Genomic DNA, 19,024 nt, shown 5'->3' on the forward strand with positions numbered 1-19,024 from the left:
GCGGTCCGAAGGGCTATCGTGCCCAGATGGCCACCGAGCAGCTCACCGTGACGGTGAGCCAGGAGTTGGCCGCAGCCGTCAGGCAGGCGGCGGCGGCTGCGGGACAATCTATTTCCGGATTCACGGCCGCGGCGCTGCGGCTGGAGCTCATTGCTGTGGAGGCGGGTTGCCGCCCTTCGGGCAGTGGGCACGGTGCGTCGCCGCCCGCGTATGCCGAAGTCATGGCGCTGTTGGCATTGCCGCCCGACGAGTCACCGCAAGCGGCGCTGAAAGGCTGACGAGCCACATACGGCAGACTGGTCTCCCGTGAGTACCCAGTTGCTGATCGGCGGTCGCTTCTACAGTTCCAGTTCACCCGACGCGACGGCCATGGCGGTGACCGACGGGACCGTGGTGTGGCTCGGCGCCGAGCAACCGGGCCGGGCGCTGCATGCCGATGCGGAGATCATCGACCTCGGCGATGCGTTCGTGGCACCGGCGTTCGTCGATCCGCACGTGCATGTGACGGCGCTCGGCTTGAAGCTGACGGGGTTGGACCTGTCGCTCGCGCGTTCGCTCGCCCACTGCCTGGAACTGCTGCGCGAATATGCGACCGCACATCCCGAAGGGGCGATCCTCGGTGACGGCTGGGACGAGACGCGCTGGGCCGAGGGCAGGCCACCGACTATCGAGGAGATCGACGCTGCGGCGGGGATCGGCCGTCAGGTCTATCTGTCACGGGTCGACGCGCATTCGGCAGTGGTGTCCACCGCGCTGTTGAACGCCGTCCCCCAGGTGACCGGAGCGACCGGATTCACCAGGGGTGAACCCTTGCGCGCCACCGCGCATCACCTGGTGCGCACGACCGTGCTCGCGGAATTGGATCGGGCCCACCGTGATCGGGCCCGCCGGGCGGCTCTGGATGCCGCGGCCGCCCGTGGCATCGTCGCCGTGCACGAGTGCGCTGGACCGGAGATCGCGGGCCGCACCGACGTGCGCGAACTGCTCGAGTTCAAGCACGGTGTGGAAGTTCGTGCGTACTGGGGTGAGCTGGTGCGTACCGCGGACGAGGCGCGGGCCCTGGCCGGTGAACTCGGTGTGCACGCACTGGGCGGCGATCTGTTCGTCGACGGCTCGCTCGGTTCGCACACCGCCTGGCTGCGCGAGCCGTATGCCGACTCCAGCGCCTCCGGCATCGGCTACATCGACACCGACGCGATCGCCGCACACGTGCAGGCGTGCACCGAGGCAGGAATCCAGGCGGGCTTCCATGTTATCGGCGACGCCGCGATGGACGCGGTGGTCGCCGGATTCGAGCGGGTGGTGACAGCTCTGGGCGGACCGGCCGTCGCCGCGCGCGCGCACCGCGTCGAACATGCGGAAATGATCGATGCCGAGCAGATCGGCAAACTCGCCACCTGGGGTGTAATCGCCAGCGTGCAACCCACTTTCGATGCGACCTGGGGCGGGCAGGACGGAATGTACGCTGCCCGACTCGGTGGCGAACGCGCCGCCACCTTGAATCCCTTCGCCGCGATGGCCGCTGCCGGTATAGCGCTCGCGATCGGATCGGACGCACCGGTCACTGCTCTCGACCCCTGGTCGGCCGTCCGCGCCGCCGTCCAGCACCGTACTTCCGGCCACGGTCTCTCGCCGCGCGCCGCCTTCGCCGCAGCAACCAGGGGAGCGTGGCGAGCAGGCGGAGTTCGCGACGGTATTGCGGGCACGCTGATCCCTGGCGCTCCCGCCTCCTACGCGGTGTGGGACGCCGACGAACTCGTCGTCGCCGCAGCCGCGGACACGGTCCAGCGCTGGTCCACCGACCCGCGTTCCCGGGTCCCCGGACTGCCCCCGCTGGACCTCGATGCCGCACTGCCGACCTGTTTGCGCACCGTGCACCGCGGAGTAACGATTCATGAAGCGTGAAACCGGCGGTATCGCAATGACGGATCTCGATGCCACCGCGCGGCCTGCATCGCGGAGCGCGCGACCGTGACGAACCCAGCAGGCCGCGGGGCGACGCGACCGGATTTATGGTTGATGACCAGTGAGGACCCGGTGGGAGACGGGCCGACGGGTGTAGTGGCGGAAGGCGGCCACCGGTGAACCGCGAGTGGGGCGCTGACCTGTGGCGGCAGCTCACGACCCTCATCGGACGGCATCCGGTGTGGTGGCGGTCGGTGTCGTCGGTGCTCGCGGGTGTGTTGTTGTTCGGCAGCTTCCCGCCGCGCCCGTGGTGGTTCCTCGCGCCGCTCGGCATCGCGGTGCTCACGCTGACGGTGCGCGGCAGTGGCAGGCTGCACGGCGGATTCGGCTTCGGATTCCTCGCCGGCCTCGGGTTTTTCATTCCACTGCTGCCGTGGACGGGGATCTACGTCGGCCCGGTGCCGTGGCTGACGCTTTCGACGGTGTGTGCGGTGTATGTCGGACTTTTCGGACTACTGGTGCGCCTGCTGTGCACGTTGCCTGCCTGGCCGCTGTGGGTGGCGCTGGCCTGGACGACGACGGAATGGGTCCGATCCAGCTTTCCCTTCGGTGGGTTTCCGTGGGGCCGTGTGGCATTCGGTCAGGCCGACGGATGGTATCTGCCGTTGGCGATGCTCGGCGGCGCTCCGTTGATCGGCTTCGCGGTGGCGTTGACCGGTGCTGCGACGGCGGCCTTTGTTCTCCAGCTGCGGGTGGCAGCGCGTGCGGACGCCGAAGCAACCCGTAGCCGGCCCGCTCGCCTCGGGATTATAACTGCGGCAGTGACTCTGGCTATCATGCCTTGCGCCGGAGCGATCCTCCGGTCCGCGCTGCCCGACCCGGAGGATGGCGACCGGATGATCACGGTCGCCGCGATCCAGGGCAGCGTGCCGCGGCTCGGGTTGGACTTCAATGCGCAGCGGCGCGCCGTGCTGGACAACCATGTCCGGCGCACCGAGGAATTGGCTCGGGCAGTCGCGGAGGGGCAGGTCCGCAAGCCGGACATCGTGATCTGGCCGGAGAATTCGTCGGACATCGACCCATTGCGCAACGCCGACGCGGGCGCGCTGATTACCGAAGCTTCGCAGCAGATCGGTGCGCCCATTCTGGTCGGCGCGGTGCTGGTGAACGCCGACCGCACGACGACCAATTCGGTGATCGTGTGGAACGGCGCGGCCGGTCCGGGGGAGCGGCATGACAAGAAGATCATCCAGCCGTTCGGCGAGTACCTGCCGATGCGCAGCTTCTTCCGACTGTTCTCCGAATATGCCGATCGTGCCGGATATTTCGTGCCCGGTCATGGCGACGGTGTGGTGCGCGCCGACGGCGTCGAGATCGGTGTTGCCACCTGCTATGAGGTCGCCTTCGATCGGGCCTTCCGTGATTCGATGCGAGCAGGCGCCCAACTGCTGACCGTGCCGACCAACAATGCGACCTTCGGCGACAGCGAGATGACCTACCAGCAGCTGGCCATGTCGCGCGTGCGCGCGGTCGAGCACGGCCGCGCGCTCGTCGTCGCCGCGACCTCCGGTGTCAGCGCGATCATCGGGGCGGACGGTGCGGTACAGCAGGAGACCGCCAAGTTTGTGCCCGCCGCGCTGGTCGCCGAGCTACCGCTGCGCAGCTCGATGACATTTGCGACCCGAATCGGACCCGCGCCGGAACTGCTCTCGGTTATCCTGACCACTGCCGCTGTGGTGTTCACGACTACCCGGCGGCGCAATGCCCGCGGTAGCACAGCGACCGGTGCGGATGCTTCCCTCGATGAGCCGGTCGGGTGATCCTGGCGCACGTTCGATCCACGCTGCCGCCGATGGTTCCATGCGGCGGTTGATCTTCTCCACGCAGCGATGACACGTCCAATAACCGAACATTCGGTATCTTTTGGGGCGGGTGTGACTGACGGGTGCTCGCCCCGCGGCCTCATGCACCGTTCGCCAGGCTGTAGCCGGGGCTGAGATTTACTGCCCTGCTTCTCGTCATATCCCGCCGTATAGGGCTATTTTCGCCAAAATTGTCAGGTTTGCGGAGACGTAGCTGACGAAAGTGGCTTGCCGCCAACGGCGTTGGATGTGAAACAAATCCAAAACGTCGGCCATCCGGCCGATGTGGTGCTCCGAATCATAGGGCGTGGATCACGTCCTACGGCTGGCGCGTGCGCGTCTGCTGTGGCGGTGCTCGGGGAGTGCGTCAACAGCGGCAGAAATGGAGTGATTGATGAGTTCATTGGCCACGGACCGTGTAGCCCAATGTTCTTCTGGTGAATTCTCGGCCCAGCCCTTTGCACTCTCGCCCGCGCAGACGGCCCTGTGGTACGCGCAGCGGATCCGCCCCGATGTGCCGCTCACGATCGCTCAGTATGTCGAGATTCACGGCGATCTCGATGTCGGCATGCTCCTCTATTCGATCGAACGTTTCGGCGCCGAAACCGAGGTCGGCCATGTGCGCCTGGTCGAGATCGACGGTGTCCCGCACCAGGTGATCGATCCGGAACGGCGCCCGGGCTGGGCCAGGATCGATCTGCGCGAGGAGGCCGATCCGCACGCTGCCGCGCTGCGCTGGATGAACGAGCATGCCAGCTCGCCGATCGATCTGGAACGCGATCCCCTCACTGCCAATGTGGTGCTGCGGACCGGCGATTCGGACTACATCTGGTACGCACGTGCTCATCACATTGTTATCGACGGCTACGGTGCGATGAATGCGCTGACCCGAACCGCCGAGATCTACACCGCCATCGAGGGCCACACCGAACCGGTGGTCTCGCGGGCAACGCCACTGGCCACGATCTACGCCGACGCGTCCACCTACCGCGATTCGAGCCGGTTCCGCACCGACCGCGAATACTGGCACGAGCAGTTGGTGGGTGCGGGCGAGCCGATGACGCTGTCGAACGTGAACGACACCACCGCAGGGCTCGAAGCGGGCAGGCGACGCGCCACGGCCTTCCTCGACGACGCAACCTCGGCGGCGATGGACGCGGCGACGGCCGCGTGCGAAACACACAACTCGACCCTGTTCGTCGCGGCGCTGGCCAGCTATGTGCGGTCGGTGACCGGCAATCCTGACGTGGTACTGAGCCTGCCGGTCTCGGCGCGCACCACCGTTGCGCTGCGCCGTTCGGCCGGTGTGGTGTCGAATGTGGTGCCGATCCGGTTGCAATTCGGTTCCGAGACCACCGTGCGCGATGCGGTCCGTGCCGCCGAACTGCAGATCACCGGAGCGTTGCGTCATCAGCGCTATCAGCACGACGACATCCGCCGAGACTGCGGCTACTCCCGCGACGCCCGCGGATTCTTCGGACCGATGGTCAACATCATGCTGTTCCATACCGAGCTGAAGTTCGGCAGCCTGCTCGGCACGCTGCACGTGCTGGCGACCGGCCCGGTCGAGGATCTATCGATCAACCTGTACAACGGCGATGGCAACCGCATCCATGTCGATTTCGAGGCCAACTCACGGCTCTACGGTGATGCCGAAGTAGCAACGCACCACAGCCGCTTCCTCGATTTCTTGACCAGGTTCCTCGCGGCCGAACCCAGCACCCCGGCGTTGTCGCTGACGGCGATCACCGATGCCGAACGCGAACGCGTGCTGACCGGGTGGAACGCCACGGAGACGTCGGCCCGACAAGGCACCCTCGCTGGCCTGTTCGCCGATCGTGCCGTGATCTGCCCGGAGGCGACGGCGCTCGAATTCGGCGACGAGACACTGACCTACCGCGAGCTCGACGAGCGCGCCAACCGGCTGGCCCGGCTGCTCATCGCCCGTGGCGCTGGTCCCGAATCCGTGGTTGCACTGTGCCTGCAGCGCAGCACGGAACTCCTCGTCGGTATGTATGCGATCGTCAAGACCGGTGCGGCCTACCTGCCGCTGGACCCCGACCACCCGGCCGAGCGGATCGAGGAGATCCTGCACCAGGCCGAACCGGTATGCGTGTTGACCGCCGCACGTGACGAGCTCACCCTGCCCGCGGGCACCGCGCAGCTGGCCATCGATACCGTCGAGCTGTCGGACTACGACCCGCGCCCGATCAACGACATCGACCGGCGCGCGCCGTTGCGCGCCGATCACCTGGCGTACGTCATCTTCACCTCGGGCTCGACCGGAAAGCCCAAGGGCGTCGGCGTGACTCACGCCGCGATCGTCAACCGGCTGCGCTGGATGCAGCACGAATATCCACTCGACGCGACCGATGCGGTGCTGCAGAAGACACCGGCCACTTTCGATGTGTCGGTATGGGAGTTCTTCTGGCCCTTGCAGATCGGCGCCCGATTGGTGATCGCGGCACCGGATGGGCATCGGGATCCCAGCTATCTGGCCCACACCATCGCCGGAAAAGGTATCACCACAGCACATTTCGTGCCGTCCATGCTGTCGTTGTTCGTCACCGATACCGATATGCGCGGCTGTACCGGATTGCGTCGGGTCTTCTGCAGCGGTGAGGCGTTGCCGGCGGCCACAGTCCGTGATTTCTACGCCGCGCTGCACGGAACGCAGCTGCACAACCTGTACGGACCCACCGAGGCCGCGGTCGATGTCACCTACTGGCCCTGCCCCGTCGACCCGCCGAGTGTGCCGATCGGATCACCGGTGTGGAACACCCAAACCTATGTGCTGGATTCGCGATTGCAACCGGTGCCGCCGGGGGTGGCGGGGGAGCTGTATCTGGCCGGTGTTCAGCTGGCTCGCGGTTACCTCGGTCAGCCGCGGCTGACCGCGGATCGTTTCGTGGCCAATCCGTTCAGGCCGGGCACCCGGATGTACCGGACCGGTGATCTCGCGCGTTGGCAGGCCGACGCGACGGACCGCGGTGTCCTCGAGTACCTGGGGCGCAGCGACTTCCAGGTCAAGATCCGCGGCCTGCGCATCGAACTCGGCGAGATCGAGGCGGCTCTGCTCGAGGACGAGCGGGTTGCGCGTGCAGTATGCGTGGCGCAGGCCGGACGAACCGGTGACGAACTGCTCGGATACGTCGTGCCTGCCGCGGCGGCGAACATCGACGCCGCGAGCCTGGACACCGGCGCGCTGCTCGCGGTCCTGCGCCGTAGTCTGCCCGGCTACATGGTGCCTTCGGTGCTCGTGGCTCTCGACGAACTACCGCTCAGCCCGAACGGCAAGATCGACCGCAAGGCCCTGCCTGCGCCGACCCACGCCCATCGTCCGGCGGGCCGGTCCGCCGCCGAGCCGCGCACCGAGGTGGAACGGGTGCTCGCGGACATCTTCGCGGAGGTTCTGCAGACCGACGATATCGGCGTGGAGGACAGCTTCTTCGACCTCGGCGGCAACTCGCTGATCGCCGCGCGGGCGGTGGCCCGAATCAACGCCACGCTGGGTACCGGTCTCACCATCCGCGACCTGTTCGAGGCTTCGACCATCACCGCACTGGCCGAGCGATTCGCCACTCACAACCCGGACACGTTCTCCCCGAAACTGGTCCCAGTCGGACGCCCGGCCAAGATTCCGCTCTCGCTGGCCCAACAACGACTGTGGATCCTGAACCGATTCGCCGAACACGCCGCCGCCTACAACATGCCGCTCGCGGTCCGGATCGACGGCCCGCTGGACTACAAGGCACTGCGGGCCGGACTCGTCGACGTGATCGAACGCCACGAGAGCCTGCGCACCACTTTTCCCGACTCGGCCGAGGGGCCCTGGCAGGTCGTGCATCCGGCCGCCGAAATCCCGCTCACCCTCGATCCGATCGATGCGGTCGGTGCGGACGTGGCTGCGCTCGCCGCCGAATTCGCCGGGTACGGTTTCGATCTGCGTAGTCAGGCGCCGATCCGGGTCGCGCTCTGGCACACAGGGTCCGACCAGCATGTCTTTCTCGTTGTGCTACACCACATCTGCGGTGACGGCTGGTCGATCGCGCCGCTGGCACGAGACCTGATGACGGCCGTCGCCGCCCGGTCGATCGGCATCGCGCCGCAGTGGACGCCGCTGCCGGTGCAGTATGCCGATTTCGCACTGTGGCAGCGGGAGCTGCTCGGCGAGGAAGCCGATCCGGCCAGTGCACTGAGCCGACAGTTGATCTACTGGCGCACGGCACTGACGGGCCTGCCCGATCAGCTCGATCTGCCGCTGGACCGCCCGCGCCCGCTGCGCCGGTCGACCACCGGTGATCGGGTCGAGTTCACGATTTCCCCCGCGACCCGCCGTGCCGCGACCGAACTGGCGGCGGCGCGAGGCGTGAGCATGTTCATGGTCCTGCATGCCGCGCTGGCGACGTTGCTCGCGAGGCTGTGCGCGACAACGGATATCGCCATCGGCACGCCGATCGCGGGACGTTCGGACCCGGCGCTCGACGACTTGGTCGGCATGTTCGTCAATACCCTTGTCCTGCGTACTGATGTGGATCCCGCCGCCGGCTTCGACCGGATGCTGGACGTGGCGCGCGAGACCGACCTCAACGCCTTCGCCAACGCTGACGTCCCGTTCGAGCGTCTTGTCGAGGTCGTCAACCCGGAGCGCTCGGCAGCGCGCCATCCGTTGTTCCAGGTGATGCTGTCTTATGACCGTGCGCCGGAGATGCGCATCGATTTGCCCGGCGTGCGGGCCGAGGTGCTGCCGATCGAATCCGATGTCGCCAAGTTCGATCTGCAGCTCGAGATTCACGACAGCGTCTGCGATGGTCCTCTGGCCGTCGAATTCGGCTATGCCACCGATGTTTTCGACAGGCACACGATCGAGAGTTTTGCGCGCAGGTTTGTCGCCGTGCTGAACGCGGTGGTGGCCGCGCCGACCATGCCGATCGGCGATCTGGAGATTCTCGACCGACGCGAAACCGCGAACCTGGTGCCGATTGCCAGTTCGCCCGCCGAGCCGACGATCAGCCTGGCCCGGTTGCTCACCGATATCGCCGAGCGTCTGCCCGACGCGGTCGCGGTGCGCTACCTTGGCGTCGACACCACCTATCGCGAGCTCGACGAGCTGTCCAATCGCCTGGCGCGAGCCCTGATCGAGCACGGTGCAGGCCCTGAGGTCGTGGTCGCTATCGCACTGCCGCGCAGCCTCGACTCGATCGCTGCGGTCTGGGCCGTCGCCAAGACCGGCGCCGCCTATGTGCCGATCGACCCGAGCTACCCGGCCGAGCGGATCGGGCACATGATCTCCGATTCGGGCGCAATACTCGGCCTGACCATCCCGGACTGCCTGCCCGCCATGCCGGCCTGGCCTGCCGCCCGCGGTAAGCACCACAAGACCCACGTCGACTGGCTGGTGCTGGGCTCCGACGCACTGGAAACCGAATGCGCAGATTACTCCACCGGTCCGATCACCGACGCGGATCGTCACCACCCGATGCGCACCAGCCATCCGGCATATTTCATCTACACCTCCGGTTCCACCGGACAGCCGAAGGCGGTCATTGTCACGCACGCCGGGCTCGCGTCCCTGGCCAGCGAGCAGATGTATCTGTTCGGCGTGACGGATTCGGCACGGACACTGCACTTCTCCTCGCCGAGCTTCGACGCGTCGGTCCTGGAGATGCTGCTCGGCTTCGCGGCGGGCGCGACGATCGTGGTGGCGCCGGCAGGGATCTACGGCGGCGCCGAACTCGCCGCGCTGCTGCGCGAGGAGCGGGTGACCCACGCCTTCATCACCCCGGCGGCGTTGGCGACCGTGCCGCCCGAGGGCCTACCAGACCTCGATGTGGTCATCGTCGGCGGTGAGGCATGCGCAGCGGATCTGGTCGAGACCTGGTCGGCCGAACATCGCATTCACAACATGTACGGACCATCGGAAGCTACTGTCGCCGCGACCGCGAGCAAGCCGATGGTCGTCGGCGCGCCCGTGCCGCTCGGTCTTCCTGTCCGTGGCATGCGCCTGTTCGTGCTGGACGGGCGGCTGCATCCGGTCCCGCCCGGGACACCCGGCGAGCTGTATCTTTCGGGCCCCGGCCTGGCCCGCGGCTACCATGGCCGCTACAGCCTTACCGCACAACGCTTCCCGGCCAATCCACACGGCAGGCGAGGTGAACGGATGTACCGGACCGGTGACCTGGTGGTCGCCGATTGGACCGGGCACCTGCGCTTCCTCGGCCGCGCCGACGACCAGATCAAGATCCGTGGCTTCCGCATCGAGCTCAGCGAGATCGATCACGTGCTGCGCGCGCATCCAGGTGTGCGCTCGGCGATCACCATTGTGCACATCGATGAGCAGGGTCAGCCCCGGCTCGCGGCCTACCTGACCGCCGATGCGGCGGTCGACGCCGCCGCCGTCAGTGAGACCGCGCGGCAGCGACTGCCGGGATATATGGTGCCTGCGTCGGTCATCGTGCTGGACGAGATGCCGGTCAGTCCCGCGGGCAAGCTCGATCGAAAAGCGTTGCCGGAACCGGTCTTCGCCGCGCTGGGATCCTCCCGCGCGCCGAGCACGGAGCTGGAGAGGCGCGTCGCGGCGGTGTTCGCCGCTATTCTCGGGCGGCCGGTGACCGGTGTGGAGGACAGCTTCTTCGACGTCGGCGGCAACTCGCTGCTGGCCACCAGGCTCGCCGCCGCGCTGCACGCGGAATTCGGTGTCGACCTGCTGGTGCGGGAGATCTTCGAAGCGCCGACGGTCGGGGGCGTCGCCGAGCGCATTACGGAAGCGCCCCGGACGCAACGGATGGCGCTGGCTGAGCACACCCCACGTCCGGGACGCATTCCATTGTCGCTGCCGCAGCAGCGACTGTGGTTCCTCAACCGATTCTCCCCCGAATCCAGCGCTTACAACATCGCATTCGTCATTCGAATCGACGGCGATCTGGATGTCGCGGCGCTGCGTGCGGCCCTCACCGACGTAGTGGATCGCCACGAAGTGCTTCGGACGGTGTTCCCACAGGACAACATCGGCGCTCAGCAGATCGTGCTGCCGACTGCGCGGGTTATGCCGACCCTCGCGCCGACCGTCACCGACGAGACGGGCGCGGACCTCGCGCTGCACACGCTGGCACGCCGCGGTTTCGATCTGACCAAGGACATACCGCTGCGAATCATGCTGCTGAGCACCGGATTCGAGCGTCATCTGCTCGGCATCGTGGTGCATCACATCGCCGCGGACGGCTGGTCGCTCTACCCGCTCACCAAGGACCTCGCTACCGCCTACGCGGCGCGGCGCGAGGGCGGCGCGCCCGCGTGGGCGCCGCTGCCGGTGCAGTATGCCGACTTCGGGCTGTGGCAGCGGGCCTGCCTCGGCGAGGAGTCCGACGAGCAGAGCATCGCGGGCACTCAATTGGAGTACTGGCGCACTGCGCTTGCCGGTCTGCCCGACGAACTGCCCTTGCCCTATGACCGCCCGCGCCCCGCCGACCCGACGTTGCGGGCCGGGACGGTGCGTTTCACGGTGCCGGAGCCGGTGCAGCACGCACTCGGTGAGTTGGCCCGTGAGCAGGGCGTGAGCCTGTTCATGGTGCTGCGCTCCGCGCTCGCGGTGCTGCTTCGCTGCGTGACCGGCGGTCGTGACGTGGTGATCGGTACCCCGGTCGCGGGCCGCACCGACACCAAACTCGACGAGCTCGTCGGCATGTTCGTCAACACCCTGGTGCTGCGCTCCGACGTGAACCCCGACACCTCGTTTGCCGCGCTGCTGCGCGCGGACCGGGACACCGAGTTGGCCGCCATGGCACACGCGGATATTCCGTTCGAGCGCGTCGTCGAAGAACTGGGTCGCGAGGCGCGGGCCACCAGTCGTCACCCGCTGTTCCAGGTGGCGTTGACGGTGCAGGACGCGGCGGCCCCCACCCTGGAATTGCCCGGCCTCGCGCTGCGCGCCGAGGAACTGGACATCGCGCTGGCCAAGTTCGACCTGGAGCTGCGAGTCGCGCATTTCGGTCGTGACGGAGGGCCCGGTGAGCCGGGCCGCGAGTTCGAATTCGTCTTCGCCACCGAACTTTTCGATGCGCCGACTATCGAAACCCTGGCCGACCGCTTCCTCAGAGTGTTGGCCGCTGTCACGGCGGACCCGCGGGTGCTGGTGCGTGACATCGACGCGCGGACCGAGAACGAACGGCGCACGCTCGCACCGGCTCACGGTGGTCCGACCACCCCGCAGTGCACCCTGGCCGCTTACTTCACGGCGACCGCGCAGGTGCACGGGCACCGTCCGGCGGTGCGCTACGGCGCCACCTCCCTCACCTACGCTGAGCTCGACCGGCGCTCGAATCGCTTGGCGCGCGCATTGATCGGGCGCGGCCTGGGCACGGGCGATCGTGTCGCGCTGGGGCTGACCCGCTCCATCGAATCGGTCGCCACCATGCTGGCGGTGGCCAAGTCCGGCGCGGCGTTCGTTCCGATCGATCCGAAGTACCCGGCCGACCGGATCCGGCACATGCTGGTCGACTCCGGCTGCTCGGTCGGCGTGACAATGTCCGAACACGCCGACTCGCTGCGGCCGAGCGTGGCCGCGGATGACCTGTCGTCGGCCGGCCCCGCGACCATCACGGAGTGGCTGCTGCTGGACGATCCCGAGTTCCTTGCGGAGCTGGACCAGCTCGACGACAGCCTGGTGGACGACGCGGACAGGCTGCGGACGATGCGTGTCAGCGAACTCGCCTATCTCATCTACACCTCTGGTTCCACCGGCAAACCCAAAGGCGTCGCCGTCACGCACAGCGGCCTGTCGAACCTCGCCGACGAGATCCGCGAACGCATGCAGGTCGATCGGGATTCGCGCACGCTGCACTTCTCTTCACCGAGTTTCGACGCCGCCGTTCTGGACCTGCTACTCGCGGTGGGATCTGGTGCCACGATGGTGATCTGCCCGCCGGACACCTACGGCGGCGACGAACTCGCCGCGCTGATGGAGCGTGAGCGCGTCACCCACACCTTCATGACCCCGGCCGCGCTGGCCACCATCGATCACGATCGGTGGCCCCTGCCGAACCTGCGCGGTCTGATGATCGGTGGCGAGGCTTATGGTTCGGACCTGGTGGCCCGCTGGGCACCGGGACGGCAGCTGTTCAATGTGTACGGTCCCACCGAGACCACCGTCGTCGTCACGTTCTCGAGGCCGCTGGCCGTCGACGAACCGATCACCATCGGTACGCCGGTGCGCGGGGCGCGGGCGCTGGTGCTCGATGAGCGCTTGCGTCCAGTGCCTGTCGGCGTGCCGGGTGACCTCTACATCGGCGGATTCGGCATGACGCGAGGCTATTTCGAGCGCCCTGAGCTCACCGCGTCCCGGTTCGTCGCCGACACCTGCGACCAGGCGGGCTCGCGGATGTACCGCACCGGCGACGTGGTGCGCTGGACGGGTGCAGGCGAGCTGATGTACCTCGGTCGCAGCGACCACCAGGTGAAGGTGCGCGGATTCCGCATCGAACTCGGCGAAATCACCGCGGCGCTCGCCGAAAGTGAGTACGTGCGGTTCGCACACACGGAGGTGCGGCATATCGCGGGCGTGGATCGGATCGTCTCGTTCGTGCAGGCAGCCGACGACGCGGTGGGCGTGGACATCGACAAGGTCCGCGCCAAGGCCGCCGAACAACTGCCCGCGCATATGGTTCCGGCGATCATCACCGTGCTGGAACGGATTCCGCTGACGCCGACCGGCAAGCTGGACAGTGCCGCGCTGCCCGAACCACAGCTGGTCGCCGACACCGTCGAGCGCGCGCCGGAAACCGAGTCCGAGCGTCTCGTCGCGGGCGTGATGGGTGAACTGGTCGGTGTGGATGCCGTCGGGGCCGGCGACAGCTTCTTCGACATCGGCGGAAACTCGCTGTTGGCAACCCAACTCGTGGCCCGCCTGGCCGCGGCGACGAATATCAGGCTCGAGGTGCGGACCGTCTTCGCGTCGCCGACGGTCGCCGAGCTTGCCGCACTGCTCGACTCCGGTCCGGCAGGCGAGCTGGTCAGGCCGGAGCTGGTCCGGCGCGACCGCCCGGAACGAATTCCCTTGTCGGCGGCGCAGCGTCGGCTGTGGTTCCTCAACCGCTTCAACCAGATCAGCGCACAAGGCGCGGCAGCCCACCACACCGCGGGCGCCTACAACATTCCGGTTGTGCTGCGGATGCACGGCGAGCTCGACGTCGATGCACTGGTCCGCGCGCTGCACGCGGTCCAGCGTCGGCACGAGACCCTGCGCACCGTATTCACCGAGATCGATGGGGAACCGTCACAGGTCGTCCTCGATCCAGCAGCGGCCGCGGTCACCCTGTTCGTTGCGACCGTGGGACCCGACGACGTGTCCGATGCGGTGCGGCGTTTCGCCGCACCGGGATTCGATCTGGCCGAGACGGCGCCGATCCGGGCCGGACTGATCACGGTGGCTCCCGCCGCCGGTCCGGCGGACGCCGACAACTCGGTGCAGCCGGCCGCGTCGACCGAGAACATCCTCCTGCTGGTGGTGCACCACATCGCCATGGACGGATGGTCGCTGGAACCGCTGGCCGCCGATGTGGCGATGGCCTACCGGGCAGCCTGTGACGAGCAGAGCCCGGAATGGCCCGAACCCGAGATCCAGTACGCGGACTACACACTCTGGCAACAGGACACTCTCGGCACCGAGTCCGATCCTTCTTCGGTGGTGAGTCGTCAGCTGGACTACTGGCGTAGCGCCCTCGAGGGGCTCCCGGAGCTGCTGGCCGTGCCCGCCGATCGGCCGCGCCCGCCCACGCCGTCCTATCGCGGCGGTCTCGTGGAATGCGTGATCGATGGGCTCACCCATCGGGAGCTGCAGACGGTCGCCACCAGCAATAACGTCAGCATGTTCATGGTGATGCACGCCGCGCTCGCGGTGCTGCTGCACCGGATGACCGCGGCCGACGACATTGCCGTCGGCACGCCGATCGCCGGGCGCGGCCACCCGGCCCTGGATCGGATGGTCGGCATGTTCGTCAACACGTTGGTGTTGCGGACCCGCATCGATCCGGATGACAGGTTCACCGACCTGCTGCACCATGTCCGCGACACCGACCTGGACGCCTTCGCGCATGCGGACCTGCCGTTCGAGCGACTCGTCGAGGTGCTCAACCCGGCCCGCTCGCAGGCGCACCATCCGATGTTCCAGGTGATGCTCTCGGTGCAGAACCATCCGGCGCGGGTGCTCGAGCTGCCCGGGCTGCGGATCGAGGCCGTCGATGTGGACGCCGGGATCGCGAAGTTCGATCTGCAGTTCACCCTCGTCGAATCGCAGACCGCGCAGCGGGAACCCGATGGCATCACACTGTCGGTGAACTACGCGAGCGATCTGTTCGACGAAGAGACTGCGGTCCGGCTCGGTAAGCGGATGGTGCGCCTGCTCGGCGCCATCGCCGCCAATCCGACCACCGCCATCGGCGATCTGGAACTGCTCGATCCTGCCGAGTGGTCCGAGCTCGCTCCCGTGCGCGGCAGCGAACCGGACCTCCCGGTGACCTTCCCGGAGTTGTTCGCACAGGCGGTGGAGGTCGATCGGAAGGCGGTCGCGCTGCGCGCGAACGACACCGAGGTGACCTACGACGCCCTCGATCGGTGGACGAACCGGCTGGCCCGGGTGCTCATCGGCCGCGGCGTCGGGCCGGAAACCCTGGTGGCGCTGGGGATTCCGCGCTCGATCGAATCGGTGGCGACGGTGCTCGCGGTGGCCAAGGCCGGTGCCGCGTTCGTGCCCGTCGACCCGCTGTACCCCGAACAGCGTATCAGTCACATGCTGTCGGATTCCGGTGCGGCACTGGGTATCACGCTCGCAGAGTACTGGGATCAGTTGCCCGCGGGCGCGGAGTGGATCGTCCTCGACGATCCGGAATTCCGCGCCACGGTGCTCGACTCCTCGGATACGCCGATCACGGAAGAGGAGCGGACGTCCGCGCTGCGCATGGACAATCCGGCGTACGTGATCTACACATCCGGTTCGACCGGCACCCCGAAGGGTGTGGTGGTCACCCACGGCGGGCTCTCCAACTTCGCCGCGGAGACCGCGCAGCGCTTCGACGTCCAACCCGGTTGCCGGGTACTGCATTTCGCGACGCCGAGCTTCGACGCCGCGATGCTCGACCTGCTGCTCGCACTCGGCGGCGCGGCCACACTGGTGATCACGCCCGCCGGCGTCGTCGGCGGCGCCGATCTCGCACAGGTGTTCATCGAGGAGCGCATCACCCACGCGTTCATCACCACCTCTGCGCTCGGCACGGTCGACCCGACCGGGGTCACCGAGCTGGCGCATGTGCTGGTCGGCGGCGAGGCGTTGCCGCCGGACCTGGTCACCCGCTGGGCGCCGGGCCGCAACCTGTACAACGTGTACGGGCCCACCGAGACCACCATCGTCACGGTGATCTCGCAACCGATGGTGCCGCAGGGGCCGATCACCATCGGCGGCCCGATCCGCGGCGTCAACGCGACAATCCTGGACACCCGCCTGCACCCCGCGCCGATCGGCGTGACCGGTGAGCTGCACTTGGCGGGCAATGCGCTGGCCCGTGGCTATCTGAATCGGCCGGGGCTTACCGCTCAGCGTTTCGTCGCCAATCCGTACGGCAAACCGGGCGAACGGATGTACCGCACCGGCGACCTGGTGCGCTGGAGCGGGCAGGCCGCGTCGGCACACGAGATCGAGTATGTCGGCCGCACCGACCATCAGGTCAAGATCCGCGGCTTCCGTATCGAGCTCGGCGAGATCGACACCGCGCTGGCCCGCCACCCCGCTGTCGAATTCGCCACCACCATCGGATATCACACGCCCGCGGGCGTCACCGCGCTGGTGGCGTATGTGAAGCCGCGCGCGGGGACTGCCGTCGCCGCTGCCGAGTTCATCGAGTACGTCGCCGAGCTGGTGCCGAATTACATGGTGCCGCAGTCGATCATGCTGATCGACGAGGTGCCGCTGAGCCCGGTCGGCAAGCTGGACCGAAAAGCGTTGCCGGAGCCGGTGTTCCGTGCGGCGGACGGCTACCGCGTACCGGCGACGCCGACCGAGGTTGCGCTGTGCACGGCCTTCGCCGATGTGCTCGGTGTCGAGTCGGTGGGTGCCGACGACGGGTTCTTCGAGCTCGGCGGCAACTCGCTGCTCGCCACCAAAGTTGTTGCGCAGCTGCGGGCTTCCGGGATCGACCTCCCGGTGCAGCTGATGTTCGGCGAGTCCACCCCGGCCGCCATCGCGGCCAGGCTGAGCGGACCCGGTACCGCCGCCACGGCCATCGCCGCGGCGCTGGGGCCGGTACTGCCGATCCGCCCGAGCACGGCTTCCACACAGGCGCCGTTGTTCTGCATCCATCCCGCGATCGGGCTGGCCTGGTGTTATTCGGGTCTGCTCGCGCATCTGCCGTCGGACCGGCCGCTGTACGGGCTGCAAGCGCCGCATGTCGCGGGGGAGGACGGGTTCGCCTCCATCGCGGAGGCCGCCGGCCACTACGTGGCGCACATCAAGGCGATCCAGCCGGCCGGTCCCTACCACCTGCTCGGCTGGTCGCTCGGCGGGTTGATTGCGCACGAGGTGGCCGTCCAACTGCAGGAGACGGGCGACGAGGTCGCGCTGCTGGCGATGATGGACAGCTATCAACTCTCCGACGAGTGGCTCGAACACGCCATCCCCAGTGTCGCCGAGATCATCGGCGAATTCGGCGCCGACCTGCTCGGGGACGGCGTGGAGCCCGGCCCGGCAATCAATCTGAGCGATGCCGCAGAACTCCTGCGGTCCCAGCCGGGCCCGTTCGCGGCGCTCACCGTCGAACACCTGGAGCAGCTCTATGCCGGCTACACCAACGGCACAGTGCAGGCGCACTGCTTCCGGCCGCGCACCTTCGACGGCGACCTGCTGTTCTTCACCGCCGCCGATGACGAGATCAACCGAATCGATCCCGCCCGCTGCGCGGCGGCCTGGGGGCCGTTCGTCACAGGGCAAATCCATGACCACCAACTGCCGTGCCGACACTCGGCCATGACGACACCGGACTCGCTCGCCGTGATCGGGCCGGTGCTGTGCAGGCATCTCGATGCGCAGCCCCCGGGTCCTCGGCAGCGGCACTGCGAAGGAGGCACACAGGTGAGCGAGCCGACCGTGAACGAGGTGCAATCGTGAGTTTGGCGGTGGAAGTGCTCGGCCTGGTCAAGAGCTACGGCCGGGTACGGGTGCTCGACGAGATCGACCTACAGATCCCGGCCGGAACGGTGCTGGGCCTGCTCGGTCCCAATGGTGCGGGCAAAACGACGACGGTCCGCATCGTCACCACGCTGCTGCGTCCGGATGCGGGTACGGTGCGGGTTGCAGGCATCGACGTGCTGCGTGATCCCGCGACGGCCAGGCGGCGCATCGGCCTGTCCGGTCAGTACGCGGCGGTAGACGCCAACCTGTCCGGCTACGAAAACCTGCGCATGGTGGCCAGGCTGTACGGAATGTCCCAGCGCCAGGCGACATCTCGTGCGGCCGAGCTGCTCGGTGCCTTCGGGCTCGACCATGCCGCGCATCGCAGGGCGGGCACCTACTCCGGTGGCATGGCGCGGCGCCTCGATCTGGCCGGGGCATTGGTTGCCCGGCCCGACGTAGTGGTGCTCGACGAACCGACCACCGGGCTCGACCCGCGCGGCAGGATCGACATGTGGCGCGTCATCGGCGATCTCGTCGATGACGGCACCACGGTGCTGCTCACCACGCAGTATCTGGAGGAGGCCGATCTGCTCGCCGATCGGATCACCGTCATCGACCACGGCCGGGTCATTGCTCGCGGCTCGTCCGACGAGTTGAAGACCTCCATCGGCGGTGACCGGCTCACCATCACGTTGGCCGCCGGGCAGGACGTGCAGCCCGCGCTGACCGTGCTCGCCCAGGTCGGTATCGGCGAGCCGAGCTGCGGCGATGGCTCCGAACTGGCATCGGTGGTGGTCAGTGACGGCTCACGCACCATGGTCGAGGCGCTGCGGCGCCTCGATGACGCCGGTGTGTGCGTTGTGGACGCGACCGTGCACCGCCCGAGTCTCGACGACGTATTCCTGTCCCTCACCGGCACCGCGGCGCGCACATCCGCAAGCCTCGCGCCGGAAACCGATGACGCACAAGAGGAGATCCTGTCTTGAGTGACCGAACCGCCGTGCCGAGTACTCGCGAGGTGTCGTCGTGAGTACTACCCCGACACTGGAGCGCGACGAAGCGCCGAAGTCGCCGTCCACGGCGAAAGAAGAAGCAACCCACG

At 67.6% G+C, this 19,024-nt stretch carries 5 protein-coding genes; all 5 read left to right on the plus strand.

The features are described 5' to 3' along the window. Positions 1-26: 26 nt before the first annotated feature. The 5 genes from OHA42_RS22670 (at position 27) to OHA42_RS22690 (ending at position 18,908) form a co-directional block, all read left to right on the plus strand. Positions 27-278 carry a hypothetical protein gene (locus tag OHA42_RS22670; RefSeq protein WP_406229874.1) on the plus strand — a complete coding sequence of 84 codons (252 nt, stop codon included), beginning with the start codon at positions 27-29 and terminating at the stop codon, positions 276-278. Between the two features lie 28 nt (positions 279-306). Beyond that, positions 307-1,905 carry an amidohydrolase gene (locus OHA42_RS22675; RefSeq protein WP_406229875.1) on the plus strand — a complete coding sequence of 533 codons (1,599 nt, stop codon included), beginning with the start codon at positions 307-309 and terminating at the stop codon, positions 1,903-1,905. A gap of 200 nt (positions 1,906-2,105) precedes the next feature. Next, positions 2,106-3,725: an apolipoprotein N-acyltransferase gene (gene lnt, locus OHA42_RS22680; RefSeq protein ID WP_406239548.1), complete on the plus strand. Its 1,620-nt coding sequence runs from the start codon at positions 2,106-2,108 to the stop codon at positions 3,723-3,725. A gap of 436 nt (positions 3,726-4,161) precedes the next feature. After that, a complete protein-coding gene (locus OHA42_RS22685; protein WP_406229876.1) occupies positions 4,162-17,916 on the plus strand; it encodes an amino acid adenylation domain-containing protein in 13,755 nt (4,584 codons plus the stop codon). Further along, a complete protein-coding gene (locus OHA42_RS22690; RefSeq protein ID WP_406229877.1) occupies positions 17,913-18,908 on the plus strand; it encodes an ATP-binding cassette domain-containing protein in 996 nt (331 codons plus the stop codon). The genes OHA42_RS22685 and OHA42_RS22690 overlap by 4 nt, the downstream gene beginning before the upstream one ends. Positions 18,909-19,024 lie beyond the last annotated feature (116 nt).

It is taken from the genome of Nocardia sp. NBC_01009 (assembly GCF_045208035.1).
Lineage (GTDB): Bacteria > Actinomycetota > Actinomycetes > Mycobacteriales > Mycobacteriaceae > Nocardia.